Origin of the sequence: Undibacterium sp. Di27W (assembly GCF_049340345.1) — a bacterium.
GTDB lineage: Bacteria > Pseudomonadota > Gammaproteobacteria > Burkholderiales > Burkholderiaceae_D > Undibacterium.
Genome location: NZ_JBMPOS010000009.1, coordinates 24,314 through 39,964 on the forward strand (window position 1 = coordinate 24,314; position 15,651 = coordinate 39,964).

The 15,651-nt window shown below is 55.5% G+C and carries 11 protein-coding genes; 4 read left to right on the forward strand and 7 right to left on the reverse strand.

Annotated features, from left to right (window positions below; all coding sequences use genetic code 11):
• The first annotated feature begins 4 nt into the window (after positions 1-4).
• The gene (locus ACO0LF_RS18105; RefSeq protein WP_423016465.1) at positions 5-796 is read left to right on the forward strand and encodes an alpha/beta fold hydrolase; all 792 of its coding nucleotides are present in this window, start codon (positions 5-7) and stop codon (positions 794-796) included.
• A gap of 15 nt (positions 797-811) precedes the next feature.
• Here the strand turns inward: ACO0LF_RS18105 and ACO0LF_RS18110 are convergent, their stop codons facing one another.
• Positions 812-1,849: a serine hydrolase domain-containing protein gene (locus ACO0LF_RS18110; protein ID WP_423016467.1), complete on the reverse strand. Its 1,038-nt coding sequence runs from the start codon at positions 1,847-1,849 to the stop codon at positions 812-814.
• A gap of 882 nt (positions 1,850-2,731) precedes the next feature.
• Between ACO0LF_RS18110 and ACO0LF_RS18115 the strand changes: the two genes are divergently transcribed.
• Positions 2,732-3,406 carry a hypothetical protein gene (locus ACO0LF_RS18115; RefSeq protein ID WP_423016469.1) on the forward strand — a complete coding sequence of 225 codons (675 nt, stop codon included), beginning with the start codon at positions 2,732-2,734 and terminating at the stop codon, positions 3,404-3,406.
• A 6-nt stretch (positions 3,407-3,412) separates the two neighbouring features.
• Here the strand turns inward: ACO0LF_RS18115 and ACO0LF_RS18120 are convergent, their stop codons facing one another.
• The 6 genes from ACO0LF_RS18120 to ACO0LF_RS18145 form a co-directional block, all read right to left on the reverse strand.
• Positions 3,413-4,516: an SMP-30/gluconolactonase/LRE family protein gene (locus tag ACO0LF_RS18120; protein WP_423016471.1), complete on the reverse strand. Its 1,104-nt coding sequence runs from the start codon at positions 4,514-4,516 to the stop codon at positions 3,413-3,415.
• Between the two features lie 363 nt (positions 4,517-4,879).
• Positions 4,880-5,548: an O-methyltransferase gene (locus ACO0LF_RS18125; protein ID WP_423016473.1), complete on the reverse strand. Its 669-nt coding sequence runs from the start codon at positions 5,546-5,548 to the stop codon at positions 4,880-4,882.
• A 157-nt stretch (positions 5,549-5,705) separates the two neighbouring features.
• On the reverse strand, positions 5,706-6,200 hold the full coding sequence (locus ACO0LF_RS18130; RefSeq protein WP_423016475.1) for a hypothetical protein: 495 nt from the start codon (positions 6,198-6,200) through the stop codon (positions 5,706-5,708).
• Between the two features lie 51 nt (positions 6,201-6,251).
• Positions 6,252-6,722 (reverse strand): YbaK/prolyl-tRNA synthetase associated domain-containing protein, encoded by a 471-nt coding sequence (locus ACO0LF_RS18135; RefSeq protein WP_423016477.1) that lies wholly within the window; start codon positions 6,720-6,722, stop codon positions 6,252-6,254.
• A gap of 33 nt (positions 6,723-6,755) precedes the next feature.
• Positions 6,756-7,487: an ATP-grasp domain-containing protein gene (locus ACO0LF_RS18140; RefSeq protein ID WP_423016479.1), complete on the reverse strand. Its 732-nt coding sequence runs from the start codon at positions 7,485-7,487 to the stop codon at positions 6,756-6,758.
• A 50-nt stretch (positions 7,488-7,537) separates the two neighbouring features.
• Positions 7,538-7,975, reverse strand: coding sequence for a hypothetical protein (locus ACO0LF_RS18145; protein ID WP_423016481.1), 438 nt, complete (start codon positions 7,973-7,975; stop codon positions 7,538-7,540).
• Positions 7,976-8,217: 242 nt separating this feature from the next.
• Here ACO0LF_RS18145 and ACO0LF_RS18150 point away from each other — a divergent pair, with 242 nt between their 5' ends.
• Positions 8,218-13,680, forward strand: a complete 5,463-nt coding sequence (locus ACO0LF_RS18150; RefSeq protein ID WP_423016483.1) for a hypothetical protein — start codon at positions 8,218-8,220, stop codon at positions 13,678-13,680.
• The gene (locus tag ACO0LF_RS18155) at positions 13,680-15,647 is read left to right on the forward strand and encodes a hypothetical protein (RefSeq protein ID WP_423016485.1); all 1,968 of its coding nucleotides are present in this window, start codon (positions 13,680-13,682) and stop codon (positions 15,645-15,647) included. Before ACO0LF_RS18150 ends, ACO0LF_RS18155 begins: the two co-directional genes overlap by 1 nt.
• The last annotated feature ends 4 nt before the right edge of the window (positions 15,648-15,651 follow it).

Here is a 15,651-nt window from a genome sequence, read left to right on the forward strand (position 1 = left end):
CATCATGTCAGGCACAGCAGAAACCAGGGTTGCAGACTTGCGCCCCAATTTGTCGATACGCTTTGAACAGGCTGGCCAGGGGCGACCAGTCCTGATCTTGCATGGTGGCGGTGGCACGCCCACCGTGGCTGGCATCGCTCGCCACCTGGCTGACATTGCCTTTACCATCCTGCCGACGCACCCCGGCTGGCATGGCACACCGAGGCCGGATGAACTGCACAGCGTGGCTGACCTGGCGCGCGCCTACCTGCTCTTGCTGGATCATCTGGATCTAAGCGATGTGACCGTCATAGGCTCATCAATAGGCGGCTGGATAGCGACAGAAATGGCCTTGCAGGATGAAGGAAAACGCATCAGCAACCTCGTGCTGGTGAATGCCGTTGGCATTAAAGTCGAGGGCGAAGAAATTGCCGACCCCTTCGTACTGGGCCCGCGTGGCCTGGCCGAACATGCCTTCCACGAGCCGGATAAATTCTTTATCGACCCCGCCAGCCTGCCCGCAGAACTGCAAGCCATGCAGCGCGCCAACATGGCGACCATGCGTGTCATTGCTGGCGCACCCTTCATGCATGACCCGCAATTGCGTGCGCGGCTCAAGCAAATCACGATTCCTGTGCTGGTGGTCTGGGGCACGAGCGACAGGGTAGTCACGACCGCTTATGGCCAGGCGTATGCGTCAGCATTTGCCCATAGCCGCTTTGCGCCTGTACCACTGGCAGGCCATCTGCCACATCTGGAGCAGCCTGCAACTACTTTTGCCATCATCGATGGCTTCATGCAGGGCAAGCCTGAATGAACCCTGAGCCTGCGATTAGCACCGATCAAGAATTTGACACATGATGCCCGGCTTCAGGCCCAGCATGGAAAACTGAAACAGGCTCAGTTCACCCGGTATGATGCTGGCTGTCAGGGCCGGTGCCAGCTTCAAACCCTGGTCGCTATTGGTCAGCAAGACCATGGCATCGCCAGAGTCTGGGGCGGCAATCACAAATGCCCGATAGCCATAGTTATTACCCCAATGCCAGAGCAAGGGTGCGGGGGTAGCGCCATGGGTCAATGACAGCCCCCAGCCCAGACCCCATTCCAGTTGATTGGCCTGGTCTGTCGTGACGGGGTGAGCGAGGATTTGCTGTTGCAGGGCGCTATCCTGGAGTACCGCCTGCACAAAGCGGGCATAGTCGCCTATGCTGGTATGCAGGCTGGCGGCAGCTACGGCATAGCGCGGCGGACGCAAGGACAGGGCATTGCCGCGCAAGCTGCCAGCAATCAGTTGCGCCTGCCATGCCTTGCCCGGTTGATAGCTGCTGTGCTGCATGCCCAGCGGAGCAAAGACGGTTTGCTGCATCCATGCTTCCAGGTCCATGCCGGTAATCGATTCAACTGCTGCTTGCAGCAACATATAGCCCTCGCCAGAATATTGCCAGCGGCTGCCAGGCTCAGACTCAAATCTGAGCTTGCCGCTCTCCCAGTTGGGCAAGCCTGCCGTATGTTGCAAGACCATGCGTGCCGTGACTTTTTGCAGGCGCGGGTCACTGACCAGGTCATGCGCGCTGCTCTTGTCGCCAGGCCGGGATGCATGCTGATAGCCTTGCGGCAGATATTGCAGCAGCGGCTCATCAAGTGCCAGTTTGCCCTGCGCGGCCAGACGCAGCACTGCATAGGCAAATACCGGCTTGCCCAAAGAAGCCGCCTGGAAGATGCTGCTGGCATCTGGCATGGCGCTACCCTCACACCCGCTGGCAAACTGCGGTTCTTGTATTTGTCCGGCTTTGATATACACCAGGGCAGCTGCGCAAACCTGGTGTTTGCTGGCCAGTTGCTGGAAAGTGGCAGGCTGCTCTGCTGCCATACTTGTCTCAAGCCTTGTCACTGTCAGCAGCAAGCTGCCAGCAGCTATGAGAGCGATCAGATATTTATGCGCCATGTGCTTAAGGGGCAAGAAGCTTGCCCTCGTCAGAAATAATGATGTCAAGAGTATATGTCAATCCTGCCCAGATACGATTTTAATTAGACCACTACGCACCATATCGGCAGTTGAAAAGTATAAGACCTGAGAACCTCACCACAGCGAAGTACAGGACGTGGAATCAGAGGGAGCATGGTCCTTCACTTGACCTTATTGTCACCGCGCTCTACCAACCAGCATTACCCCAGGCAAGGTCGCTCCAGCGCAGGCTGGTGTCCAGTAACGTTTGTGGATCAACGCAGAGAGATGGTAAGACTGAATACGTGTCACCAAGTGTGGCGGCATATCAAATTTCACGGCACCAATACCATGGATTCCTGCCTGCGCAGGAATGACGATCGAGAGTACATTTAAATAGACGAACGATATTGTTTGCATGAGCCTAAATATCAGCCGCGTAGGGTGCGTTACAACGCACCGCTTTCCCTGGTTATTTCATCGACCATCTCGCAAGAGGGGAATATGGTGCGTTACAACGCACCCTACTGACTGCATATGAGTCACAGTGCCTGCTCTGTGTCTCTGTGTCTCTGTGCCTCTGTGGTGAGATTTTTGGTCTTGATTTCAAAGTGTCATAAAATATGAGCTTAGCTCCCGTAGGAGGGTTAGCCTGATAACGCACATTGTCATCACACGAAAATCCTGCAAGTCGATGCTTTATTTCCTCAATCTGTCGCATGGCTCTCCATGGCTTGAGGGCTTCTTTTACAATAGCCAGACCGTAACAAATCTGCTTGCTGATCTGTCTTTGAAAGAGCCGTACTGATGAATCATTTTTTCCCTGAAATTAATATCCATATTGTTGCAGGCACTATAGGTTTATTGCTCGGCCTCATCCCCATCTTGAGTGTGAAGGGGGGCAGGGTGCACCGGCGGTTTGGCAAGGTGTTTGCACTGTTTGCGTTTGTTGTGCTGCTCACCTCGGTGATATCGATTATTCTGCGCGACAAGCCTACCGTTGCCATGCTCAGTCGCCTGACACTGATGACCAGCTATATGCTTTTCAGTGCTTATCGTGCTTTGAAAATTGCAAGATCAGGCCCGGATTTCATCGATGCGGGGATGGCGATTGCTGCTTTGCTGGGGGCAGGCGTGCTGAGTACTTATGTGCTACCGCGCTCCAGTGTGCCTTTGGCCGTGGCGAATGCCACTTTGATCGGGTTGGCCATGGTTGCCTTGTATGATCTGTCCCGCTTTTACTGGAAGGCGCGCTGGATAGCCAGCGCGGCATTCATAGACCATGGCGTCAAGATGCTGGCGGTTTTCTTTGGCATGCTGTCGGCCGGGGCTGGCAATCTGTTCAAGCAGTGGCAGCCCTGGAGCAGCATCTTGCCGAATGTGCTGGGCGTGATCGTGATGGTGATGTTTGCCGTATTGTATTTCAGGAAGTCGTCCATCCACCAGAATGGATTTCATCAACAGACTGAGTTGAGTCGTTAGGTCTGATTACTTCGCCATCCACCCCAGGCCCTTGCCACTGACATTGTGGATATACAGCCGGTTCGCGGTTTCCGTGACGCCGGTGACGGTGGGAGAGTCGCCGCTGGGGTCTTGCAGGTCGCTGAGGACTTTGCCGTCTTCGTTGAAGGCGATGACATGGCCATAGCTTGCTGGCATTTTCCAGAACATGCGCGGGATGCGCAGGGCCATGCTGCGCAGGTAGGGGCGCTCTGCGGTGTAGTCGAGGAAGTTGCGCTGGCCAGCCAGGCCCAGCCATAGCTTACCGCCCAGGCCGCGCATGAGGTTGTCCGGGTAACCGGGCAGATTATCGAATAGCAGGTGGGCTTGCGATGTAACTTGCGTCAGCGCCCGGGTAATATCGAGTTGTTCGGCATTGACGGCGATTTTCCAGACCCTGTACTTTCCGCTTTCACTGACGAACAGGCTGGTTTCGTCTGCACTAAGTACCAGGCCATTGGAAAAACTCAGGCCCTGTGCCACCACCCGCATTTCCTTGCTGACCGGCTTGTATTCCAGCACGCGTCCGGTGGCGGATTGTTCAAAGATATCCAGCATGGCGGCTTCGGCCGTGCTGTGCCATTTTCTGGCCGGGAAGCGGGCAGTGGAATCGCTGAGATAGATATTGCCATTGCGAGCCACCACGACCGCATCCGGGAAGCGTACCGGCCCGCCTTCGCGGGTATCAAGCAAGATGGTGTATTTGCCATCTGCGGCTACCGATAACAAGCCTTTCAGGGCATCTGCCACGATGAGTCTGCCATCGGCATCAAAAGCCATGCCCAGTGGCCTGCCGCCGGTATTGCAAAAGACTTCCTGACCACTGCCATCAGCCTGCATGCGCAAGATATTGCCGCTCGCCAGGCCAGTGTAGAGCTTGCCATCCGGGCCTATCAGTACATGCTCGGGCCCGACTTCGCCATGCAAATCGATATTGTGCAAATCTTGCAACTTTGTGTTGGTGGCATGCACGCCGGTATAGCCGTTCGTCACTGGCGCTTGCCAGGCGAAAGGCACGATGGGGACGGGTACTAGCGTCAGATAGGCTGCGAATGCCAGGATAGGCGGGAGTGCCAGGGCAAGACGTTTCATGCAAAATTTTGTGTCGTGGTGATAGGTTGCGCGCATATTACAGCATAGCGGTCACATGAAACAATGCTGCTCTTGGCAAATCAGGCTGGGCTGAGGCCAGGGTCTTTTGACCAAGAGTTGATAAGGCGATAAGCAGGAGGGGCTTTAGCGGCGAATATTGAGCCGATCAGGGCATGAGGAAGAGGAAATATCCGAGACCTGCAATGTGGCAGGGCAGGCTGTGCGCACCATGGCCTTGATTCATTGGTCCAAAAACGGTGCGTTACAACGCACCCTACAAAACACGGTAATCCGTAGGGTGCGTTGTAACGCACCGGTTTGATCGACGCATGCGCTGCATGGTGCGCATGCGTTCATCAAACTTTAGGCAATCACCAGCGCCATCGAGAAACCGTCATAGCCTTTGCTGCCTACAGTTTGCAGGGCGGTTGCTGACAGGCGCGGGTTGTTGGCCATGAGATCAAAGAAGCTGCGCACGCCTTGTACATTGGCGTCGCTGCTGGCCGGGTCGATCACGGCGCCATTGCGCACCACATTGTCACCGATGATGAGGGTGCCGGGGCGCGAGAGTTTCAATGACCATTCCAGATAATGTGGATTGTTTGGCTTGTCGGCATCGATAAAAATCAAGTCAAATGGATGCAGGCCTTCGGCTTGCAATTGAGGCAAAGTGTCCAGCGCCTTGCCGACACGGATATCGATCATGTGCGAGAGGCCTGCGCGCTCTATATTCTTTTGCGCTACCGCGGCATTGTGTGGATTGAATTCCAGCGACACCACCCGCCCGCCTTCAGGCAGGGCGCGTGCCAGCCAGATCGCGCTATAGCCACCCAGGGTACCAAATTCCAGCACGGTTTTTGCGCCTTGCAGCCTGGCCAGCAAATGCAGGAACTTGCCCTGGTTGGGTGCCACATTTTGCTGTGGTAAATCACTATCATCACTATCCCGCAAGGTTGCCGTGAGGACCGGGTCGGCAGGGATCAGGCGTTCAGAAAAATAATCGTCGACAGCGGTCCAGGTGGCTTGTTGCATGGGATGTCCTTGGAGAAGAGGGAAATAGGATTTTAGCCCTGATCTTCATGTGGGCAACATATAGTTTGAGTAATAAATCGGATGAGCAAGGTCAGATAAGGATGGCGTTTGATAAGGAAGAAGGCTCATTCCACGCCAGCCTCACTCAATTACTTACTCAATCATAATCATACACCCAGGCTTTTTCGCTAAAGTCATAGTGCCAGGCTTCAAAGGGCACAAAGGTCGCGGCATAGGTCAGGAAAGGGCCATCATTGCCCTTATTGTAGAACAGCATATGAGGGCGACTTTCGGCGCTCGCCAGCGTAGGGATATCGTCCAGGCTGGCAGGGAAATCGCCATGCGCTTGTCGGTGTTTTTCCAGTTCACTGATGATATTGTCGGCATAGGAACGGGCATGATGATGGCGTTGTACATGTACAGCTGCCACCACCGCTGCTGACAGCAGGATGAGGGCGATCAGCAAAAGATATTTATTGCGGACATCTGCCTTGCGCCAGTTGACTGCAGTTCTGATCAAGGCATACAGCAGGCTGGGGATGGCGATCAGATACAACATGAAGCCCGCATGCTCGGCACTGCACATGAAGGTGATGACGGCCCAGATGACAATAAAGTAGGGGTGACGGCGTGCCTGCAACAGTATGGACATGGATCTTAGCCTTGGTTGGAATCAAGCGGTATTAAGTTTTATCGAGCAGTATCAAGCCGCACAAATATCATGCAGCAAAGGCCGGGCAATGCGCAGATAGTCTTCGGTATTGAGGATGATGGAGGTATCGAGCCGCCCGGCATTGAAGGCGATTTCAGCATAGCGCGCCACCAGGGAAGGATCAAGCACCAGTTGTATATCCTCAGTAAATACAAAGGGTGGGATCGCGCCGATAACACAGCCGGTCTTTTCCATGGCTGCCTCAGGCGCGGCGAAGCTGGTTTTCTTGACTTGCACGGCAGTCGCCAGTTTTTTGAAATCGATCTTCTGGTCACCTGGCAAGATTGCCAGTATCAGTTTGGCGGCGTCATCCTTGCTCTGGCATAGCATGGCCTTGGCACCCTGGCCAACCTCAGTGCCACGGATGGCGGCGACTTTTTCTGACTGGCCCTCGGCCAGATGTTCTACCACGCGAAAGCGGGCATTATTGGTTTGCAGCAGGGTCTTCAATTGCTCGAACATGGTGCCTTTCTTGACAGGTATTGTCGTAATTTTTTAAATCCTGATCGATGCATGCTGCAAGACTTGCAGCACCCTGGCGGGGTCGCAGCCATAAATGCCCGCACCCCAGGCAGCGTTTTGTTCCACGCAAGCCCATTTACCTGTGGTCAGCATGCCAGCATCAACGACGCAGGCATCCGGTAAGTCCACGCTATCATCGGCTAGCAGTTTGTTCATGAAAGCTTCCAGCGCCTGGTCTTCTTCTGCGCTGCTGGCAAAGCCATTCTCGCGCTGCACATCGCCAAAACGGGAATAGATGGAATAGCTGATGAGCTGGCGCTGTAATACAAAGCAGCGGAATTCTTTTTCCCATTGGACGACCTCCGATACCAACACAGGCATATCGTCGTCATACTCATTTGGCAGCGTTGCGCCGGTGTACACATCCGCCGGAAAGCTCTTGTCATTTGGTGGTTTGATGAAGGCGGGTTGGTTCAGTTGCCGTGCCTGGCCCAGGGTTTGCAGGCTTATTTCGCGCAACTTGTATTTCATGGGAAGGCGCACCAGCCAGTCTTCGGGCGGGCTGAGCAAACGCAGGCCCAGTTGGTCTGCCAGCGTGGGGCCAAACAGTGCTTCGCCGTACAGGACTGGCTCGTCCAGATGCTGCATATGTTCAGGCACGCGCCAGTTGCTCAGGCGTTCTACTTGCCAGCCCAGTGCCCCTGCTGCTTTCCACAAGGCTTGTGAGTCATCGCTATAACGTGGCGTGAAAATCAGGGTAGGCATGGTGAGTGATTAATCTTGCATGGAAGCAAAGACTATATACGTGAAACTGCTCATCTGGCAATGCTGCTTATCATGTTGTTGCCAGCACCGGGCTGTATTGCCGCAACTGGCCGCACGCAGGTTTCTGCTGCGACATCTTCATACCAGACCGATAGCACGATGGACAGGCAAAAGCTGATGAGGAGAAAAAGCAAGGCGCGCCACATGCCACGCCCTCGACTGACACCTGGCCAGGTAGCGAAGATGGCGGCACCCAATAACATCACCAGCCATTGATAGCCAGCAGAAATGAAACCCAGGTCGCCAGAGGCGATCGTCGCTCCAACGGCAGGGCTTTGCGCGCAACCAGCCTGGTGTAAATAATCGATAGCGCGCATCAGGAAATACAGCATCAGGCAGAAAAATAGCGCCAGCCTTAACCAGGCAAGCAGGTGTTTTGGTTTGCCGCTTCTTTTAACTTTGGTGTTAACTTCGGGTGTATTTGTCATGGGTGTGGATCAGGGCTTTCTTTTGATGCTGACGGTCTGGCTGCGGTGCCAGTCTGTATTAAAAACACAACGCTCATTCTAGCTTAATTAAAATATTCTCCCTGATTATTAAAAACCTAAGAATTAGGAGTATAGTGATTGTGTAATTGTAAAAAATGCAATTAAAAATATCAACAGCTGGCAACTCTGCCTGGCTGCGCCAAGGTTTGTGACTCCCCCCACTTTCTTGAAATGGAACTGAGATGAAAATCCTTTCTATGATAGGCCCTAGCCTCGCTCCCATACTGCTCATGCTCGCTGCCCAGGCACAGGCGGTGACTGAGAATGCTGTTGCCGGGCGCTGCGAACGCAGCATCTCTGCCGATGTGGTGGCGATAGACCAGGCCATGATGATTAACCGCCTGGGCACTTCACAGCCGGGTGGCATGGTGTATGCGCTGCGTGGCGATGTGGTGGCCATCAGCGGCAGCACGCCTGGGCCGGGCAATGCGCAATTGCGACCTGGCAAGCGTCCGCGTCCCATGGTCTTGCGGGCGAATGTCGGTGATTGCCTGGTGGTGAATTTCCAGAACTGGCTCAAGCTGCCCAATGCCAATACTGACCAGCCAGCGACACGCAATGTCTCTGTCCATGTAGCTGGCCTGGAGCTGGTGCAATCCATCGCCGATGATGGCAGCTTTGTTGGCAATAATCCTGTTACAGCTGGTGGCAACAATAGCGGTATCATAGCCCCCGGCAAAGCCATCACCTATCGCCTGTTTGCGGCGCAAGAGGGCACGTTCTTGCTGTATAGCATGGCCGGGCAGGAGCAACTGACCTATGGTCTGTTTGGTTCTGTCAATGTGCAGCCACGCGGGTCGGAATGGTATCGCAGCCAGGTCACGCAGGCGGAGATGCAACAGGCATCGGGCACCAGCGCGACCGGCTATCCGGTGATTAACTATGATGCGCTGATACCCGGCAGCAGCAAGCCAGTGCTGAAGATGCTGGATGCCAGAAACAATATAGTCCACAGCGATTTGACGGCCATCATCACCGGGCCCAACCATGGCCCCTTTGCTGTCAGCGGCACACGCAATCCATCCTACCCCAATCCCGAGTCACCTTATCGTGAAGTGACGGTGATGTACCATGAGTCATTCACGCTGGTGCAGGCATTCCCGCAGATGAATAATTCCAGCGATCCCTTGAATAAGGTCTTGAATGGTGCCAGCGATGCGTTTTCCATCAATTATGGTTCGGCCGGTATTTCTGCTGAAATCCTCGCCAACCGGCTCAAGGTCGGGCCGACGGCTGATTGCCCTGAATGTAAATTTGAAGAATTTTTCCTGAGTTCCTGGGCGGGTGGTGACCCTGCCATGGTGGTGGATAATCCCGCCAACCTGACTTGCCCTCAGCAACCCTGTACCCCGCCCAAAGCCACCCTGGCGCGCTTCCCGGATGATCCATCGAATGTGTATCACACTTACCAGGGTGACCGCGCCCGCTTCCGCGTCCTGCATGCGGGGCAGGGCATTTTCCATGTGCATCATCACCATGCCCACCAGTGGCTGTATACACCTGACAGCGACACCAGCAGCTATCTCGACAGCCAGACCATAGGCCCGGGTTCATCCTATACCATGGACCTGGTCTACGAGGGCAGTGGTAACCGTAACCTGACGCCGGGTGACTCTATCTTCCATTGCCATTTCTATCCCCATTTTGCCAGCGGCATGTGGGCATTGTTCCGCGTCCATGATGTGCTGGAACTGGGCACGCCCCTGGACAGCGCTGGCAGGCCAAGGCCGGGTTCACGGGCGCTGCCGGATGGCGAGATTGTGGCTGGCACGCCTATCCCTGGCGTCGTACCCTTGCCTACCCGCGCCATGGCACCATTGCCAGCGGCCGTGCATATCGACAAGGGCCAGGCCAGGGTGACGGGCACAGGTAACCCCGGTTATCCATTTTTTGTACCTGGCATCGCCGGGCACCGTGCGCCACATCCACCGAATGATTTTGCAGTCGAGAATGGTGTCGCCCTGAATGGCGGCCTGCCACGCCATGTGATTGCCGGTGGCAGGATTTCTGTCGATAAAGTCACGCCGACCGACTTTACCAAAGAGATGAGTCTCATCAATGCCATAGAATTGCCTGAGCAGGGCACCGCCACAGAACAGGCGGCAATGAGCATGCATGAACAAAAATCAGTCACCACCAGCTTGCCCGATGGCAGCCCTGCACAATTCGCCATGAATGGCTTGAAGCGTGCGCCCGGTGCACCGTTTGCCAACCCCGCCAGAGGGGCAGTGGGTACGCCACCCTTACGCATCTACAAGGGTGCGGCCATGCAGACCGATGTCGTGCTCAACAAGAAGGGCTGGCATTTCCCGCAGCAACGCATATTGGCGCTGTGGCAGGATGTAAAACCCATCATCAGCGGTGAGAAACCGCCAGAGCCGCTATTCTTCCGCGCCAACAGCAATGACCTGGTTGAATACTGGCATGCCAACCTGGTGCCCAGCTATTATGAGCTGGATGATTTTCAGGTGCGCACACCGACGGACATCATAGGCCAGCATATCCACCTGGTGAAGTTTGATGTACTGGCATCGGATGGTGCCGCCAATGGTTTTAACTATGAAGACGGCACCTTCAGCCCCGATGAAGTACGTGGCCGTATCGATGCCATTAATAAGGCTGGCGGTATTGCCGTAGGTGGTAAGCAAGTCAAATTGAGCCCAAAAACCATACCGGCATTTGGCAATGGCCCCACACCAGGCAGCATGCAATGGCTAGGCGCACAGGCCACGGTGCAGCGCTGGTGGGTAGACCCAGTGCTGGATAAACAGCAGGCAGACCGTACTCTGCTGACGGTATTTACCCATGACCATTTTGGCCCATCGACGCACCAGATGGTGGGCCTGTACGCCGGGCTGGTGATAGAGCCGACAGGCTCAAGCTGGACTTCGGCGGATGGCAAAACCAGGATGGGCACTCGCACTGATGGCGGCCCTACCAGTTATGCCGCCAACATCCTGCCGCGCCAGGGGAAGGCTTATCGCGAATTTGGCCTGGCGATTGCAGACTCGCAATTTGCCTACCTGCCAGGCAGCCGCAGCAGCTTTGATTGCTATCCGGGGCAAGAGCCCAGATACAGTGGCTGCACACCAAATACAAAGGGCACTTATACCGGCTGGGCTGATCCACTTAACGGCATCAACTGCAATGGCTGCCTGGCGGTAGCGATCAGCAATCCTGTCAATCCGGCGCAGTCACCCACCTCCGCACCCACCACCACACCCAGCATCATTGCCGGTTTTGGTGTCGGTGTCTCGGTACTCAATTACCGCAATGAGTCACTGGCATTGCGGGTTGCCTCACCGACAGGAGCGATTAACTCTGCGACCGATTCGGCAATGGCATTTCGCTCCATCACGCGCTATGATGCGCAGTTGAATGTGCAGCCTGCGGGCGGCTCGGCCATCAATCCCAAGTGCATCAGAACGGCCAGCAATCCCTGCTTCATCTTCCCTGTGCAAGCCATCAGCGCACAAATGGGGAAAACCGATCCTTACACACCGCTCTTGCATGTCTATGAAAATGACCCTGTGCAATTGCGTCTGATCGATGGTGCCCTGGTTGGTAATCACAACCTCACCGTCAATGGCAACAAATGGCTGTTCGAGCCCTTCAATCCTGACTCCGGTTATCGTGGCAGCCAGACCATGGGCTTGTCTGAGCATTTCGAAGCATTGTTTACTATCCCGCAAACGGGCAAAGTCCAGAACCTCGATTATCTGGTCAACCCTGGCAGTGCATATGACGGCTTGCTCAGTGGCGCATGGAATCTGATGCGCAGCTACAACCAGCAAGTGTCCTGGCTGGCTCCCTTGCCTGGCAACCAAAGCATCAAACCCCTGCCCACCAGCATGCCTAAGCTCAGCCCGGATTGCAGCTTGCGCCAGCCCTGCCTGCGCCAGTTCAAGGTGTCGGCAACCACGATACAACAATTGCTGGGCCCAAATGGCACGCTGCTATACAACAGCCGCGGTGCCAATCTGAGTACAGGGCAAAAAGTCGGGCCATTTTCCACACAAAGCCTGAATGACCCGAATGCCATCATCTATGTACAAGACCAGGACCTGAACCCGGATGGCACACTGAAGGCGGGCCTTAAACCAGAACCACTGACTTTGCGCGCCGCAGCAGGCGATGTGATCCAGCTGCAACTGAGTAATCGCGTCAATGCAAAAGCTGCCGTGTTTACGACGGGTGAATCCGCAACGCGCCCTTTCAATGGTTTTACCAATGCTTATGGCAACATCAAACTGCTGCCATCCAGCCAGGCTGGCTTGCATCCACAAATGCTGGCGATGGATATCAGCCAAAGTGATGGCATGAATGTAGGCAATAACCCTGTGCAAACCGTGGCCGCCTGCAACCCGGCACCTTGTACTGGCACGCTGCCTTCCATTATCTATACCTGGTATGCCGGTAACCTGCAAAATGAAAACGGCGTCACCAGGGCCACCCCCATAGAATTTGGCGCACTCAACCTGACGCCTGCCGATATGCTGATGCAGGCTTACCACGGCCTGTTTGGCGGCATGATCATAGAACCCCTGGGTTCACAATGGCAAGACGACACCGGCACCCATGTCTCTGCCACTGTGGTGCCAGCCAGCGGCAAGGCTTTCCGTGATTTTGCCGTGTTCATGCAAACCGATATCGCCATGCAGCTGGGTGGTAATTCATTGTACGAAGCGGGCATGCCTATGATGGCTGTCAATTACCGTACCGAGCCTTTCTTCTACCGCTTTGGCGCACTGCTTAATCCCGGGTTCAAGCAAAACAATTTGCCCATCCCCAACTGGAGCAATCTGCAAAAAGATGACCTGAGCAATATCGGCGGCAATATCAATGGGGTACTGCCCAACATCAATACCACTGCCGAAGTATCAAACACGCTCATAGGCAGGGACCCGCAAACGCCAGTTTTCAGCGCCAATGCGGGCACACCGGTGCGCTTCCGCCTGCTTGGCCCGCCAGGCACTGCCGATGCGCTCAATGTCTTTGAGCTGACCGGGCATCAATGGCAATTTGTCCCGTATATCAACCAGTCCAGCAAGATAGGCAGCAGCCCGACCTCACCAGAGACTGGCACCACTTCCGGCTATGGCACATCCTCGCATTTTGATGTGGTTGTCGACAAGGCTGGTGGCAACTTCGCCGTGCCCGGTGATTATCTGTACCGTAGCTGGCCAAACGGACAGTACTCAACGGGCGGCTGGGGCGTGCTGCGGGTCAACCGTATTGCGCCACGCGAGCAGATCGATTTTTCTGATACCGTCGTCATCGACGAGGTGCAGTCCAATGGCGACCAGCTGCAACTGGCAGGCCGCGTCACGGCCCTCCCTGGCAAGCTGCAATGGTCATTTGCAGAATTTGTGACCATCGTGGCCGATGGCAAAGAAGTGGCCACTGTCAAGGTCGATCAAAGCGGACGCTGGCAATACAGTGCGACTGCGCAAATGCCGCAGACCCTGGAAGTGCGTTCACATCTGGGCGGGCTGGCGCTTCATCAGCCCGTGGATATGGCCAAAGCCGCGGCACTCCTGCAAAACGCACTGGTAGGGGCCGATGCCCCAGCAGCATCGCCAGATGCACCGGGGCCAGCAAAGCGGCTGGTACCTGAGCAACTGACTAAACGACGGACGCGCTGATGGCATCTGCAAACAAAAAAAACGTTTCCTTGCACGACTGGCGCAGCTTGCAGCGACTGCCGGGGCTCATGCTGGGAGCGGTTTTTTTGGTGACCGGGCTTGCAGCTGCTGCCGAGACAGCAGCGCCCACACAGGCCAGCACCGGGGCTGTTGTACAGTCCGGGCAAATCATCAAGGATGGCGTCTCCCTGCAACTGGATATGTCGCAATCCATGCAAGAGGGGGCAGAAGCCCGCTTCAGCCTGAACCTGCGCGATGCCGCCAGTGCAAATCCCATACGCAATGCGCGACCTATCGCCTGGGTCGATTGGCAAGGCAAGGGCGATGATATTAGTGGCAACAACAGCGACAATAATAACGACAATAATAGCGAGCAGGCTTGCCGCCGCAAGGTGGCGACTTTCATCGGTGGCGATTTACTCCATGCACCTGCACTGAGCCTGAATGCTTATTACGTGCTGGCCCTGAATGAAGATAATTCCATCTCCGTCATCAATCCACAAACCGGCTTTGGTGGCTCCAAGCTGCTGACCATGGTGATACTGCATGGGCAAGGGCAAGACTGGTTGCTGACCCCTGAGCAAAACCTCTGGGTCAGCCAGCCCCAGGTGCATGAGGTGGCGCTGGTCGATACCCGCAACTGGCAAGTCAAAACCCAGGTGCCCGTGCCTGGCCATCCTGGGCAAATGGCCTTGCGCCCAGGTACGCGGCAAGTGTGGGTATTGACCGACGACGGTGTGACGGTGCTGGCGGCGGACAGTGCACAAGTGCTGGCCACGATCCAGACTGGACTTGGCAAGCACACCATCGCCTTCAGTGATGACGGCAAGAGCGCGTTCGTCAGCAATGCTGCTGACAATAGCATCAGCCTCATAGCCGCAAGCAGCCTCAAGAAGATTGCAGATATCGCCGTTGGCGACAAGCCGGTCGCCATGGCATGGTCAGTCAAGGCACAACTGCTGTACGTCGCCCACGAAGGCGATGGCCAGGTGCTTGCCTTTGATGTGGCAGGCAGGCAGGCGGCCAGTATCAAGGCGCTGCCGGGCATCTCCACCATTCGCTTCGCACCGGATGGCCGCTATGGCTTTATCCTCAACCCGCAAAAAAACAAACTCGATTTGCTTGATGCCGCTACCAACCAGATCGTAAAAGTTGCAGATGTCACGCATGGGCCTGACCAGGTGACCTTCTCTGATCGCATCGCCTATATCCGGCGGCGTCATAGCGAAATCGTACAGCTGCTGCCACTCGATGCGATAGAGCATGCCATACAAACCGGCCAGCCACTGGCCTTGGCAGCAGTTGGCAATGGACAAAAAGCACCCGACCAGGGGCGCAGTGCCAGCAGCCTGGCCGACACCACAGTGATGGTGCCCAATGGTGCCGCGACCCTGCTGGCTAACCCGGCAGACCGCACCATCTATTACTACCAGGAAGGCATGAGTGCGCCCGCAGGCAGCTTCCGCAATTATGGCCACGAACCACGTGCCGTGCTGGTGCTGGACCATAGCCTGCAAGAGCGCCAGCCCGGCCTGTACCAGGCCAGCGCCCGCTTGCCCAAGGCGGGCAATTATCAGCTGGTGTTTTATCTCGACTCACCCAGGATGCTGCATTGCTTCCCACTCACGGTGCAGGCTGATCCGGCCAGGCCAACACCAGCGCATTATGTAGTGACACTGGCTGGTTCTACATCGGCTTTGAATACAGGCACAAGTCAGAAGCTGCAATTTATTATCCGTGATACTGTCAGCGGCGCAGCCAAGTCTGGCGTAGCCGATCTGCAAGTCTTGTTGTTTAACAGCGCAAACAACCAGCAACTGCAACTCGATGCCAGCGCACTGGACAGCGGTGCATATGGCATCACATTTGCAGCACCCAGCAGTGGTCATTACTATGTTTACTTTCAGTCAGCATCGCTGGGCATGAACTGGAACCAGACGACACAACTGGTGTTGACGGTGAAATAGGGTT

What these genes read in the sequence shown, in the direction of transcription:
- ACO0LF_RS18105 (WP_423016465.1), top strand. Translation starts at nt 5, where the DNA reads ATGTCAGGCACAGCAGAAACCAGGGTTGCAGACTTGCGCCCCAATTTG.
- ACO0LF_RS18110 (WP_423016467.1), bottom strand. Translation starts at nt 1,849, where the DNA reads ATGGCAGCAGAGCAGCCTGCCACTTTCCAGCAACTGGCCAGCAAACAC.
- ACO0LF_RS18115 (WP_423016469.1), top strand. Translation starts at nt 2,732, where the DNA reads ATGAATCATTTTTTCCCTGAAATTAATATCCATATTGTTGCAGGCACT.
- ACO0LF_RS18120 (WP_423016471.1), bottom strand. Translation starts at nt 4,516, where the DNA reads ATGAAACGTCTTGCCCTGGCACTCCCGCCTATCCTGGCATTCGCAGCC.
- ACO0LF_RS18125 (WP_423016473.1), bottom strand. Translation starts at nt 5,548, where the DNA reads ATGCAACAAGCCACCTGGACCGCTGTCGACGATTATTTTTCTGAACGC.
- ACO0LF_RS18130 (WP_423016475.1), bottom strand. Translation starts at nt 6,200, where the DNA reads ATGTCCATACTGTTGCAGGCACGCCGTCACCCCTACTTTATTGTCATC.
- ACO0LF_RS18135 (WP_423016477.1), bottom strand. Translation starts at nt 6,722, where the DNA reads ATGTTCGAGCAATTGAAGACCCTGCTGCAAACCAATAATGCCCGCTTT.
- ACO0LF_RS18140 (WP_423016479.1), bottom strand. Translation starts at nt 7,487, where the DNA reads ATGCCTACCCTGATTTTCACGCCACGTTATAGCGATGACTCACAAGCC.
- ACO0LF_RS18145 (WP_423016481.1), bottom strand. Translation starts at nt 7,975, where the DNA reads ATGACAAATACACCCGAAGTTAACACCAAAGTTAAAAGAAGCGGCAAA.
- ACO0LF_RS18150 (WP_423016483.1), top strand. Translation starts at nt 8,218, where the DNA reads ATGAAAATCCTTTCTATGATAGGCCCTAGCCTCGCTCCCATACTGCTC.
- ACO0LF_RS18155 (WP_423016485.1), top strand. Translation starts at nt 13,680, where the DNA reads ATGGCATCTGCAAACAAAAAAAACGTTTCCTTGCACGACTGGCGCAGC.